Origin of the sequence: Tautonia sp. JC769 (assembly GCF_040717455.1) — a bacterium.
Taxonomy (GTDB): domain Bacteria; phylum Planctomycetota; class Planctomycetia; order Isosphaerales; family Isosphaeraceae; genus Tautonia.
In genome coordinates this window covers 1-206 of record NZ_JBFEFH010000097.1, presented here as the reverse complement: position 1 = coordinate 206, position 206 = coordinate 1, and the positions used below count along the sequence as shown (strand labels likewise).

The 206-nt window shown below is 77.7% G+C and carries 1 protein-coding gene; it reads left to right on the top strand.

Annotated features, from left to right (window positions below; all coding sequences use genetic code 11):
• A partial coding sequence (locus tag AB1L88_RS27030; RefSeq protein WP_367099827.1) for a hypothetical protein occupies positions 1-206 on the top strand: 206 nt, incomplete at both ends.

Sequence of the window (206 nt, the reverse complement as noted above, 5' to 3'; positions counted from 1 at the left end):
GCCGGCAAGGACCGCTCCCGGCGCAACGGCCTGGGCCACGGCCTCGCCGCCCGGGTCGTCCTCCCCGACGACTTCGGCGCCGACCTCGACCGGGCCCTCGCCCGTTGGGATCACGAGGCCGGGCCCGATAACGTCGTCGAGGAGCACCTCGTCCGCCGCGCCGCCGTCGCCTCGGTCACGCTCGACCGCCTCGACGCGGCCCGCGA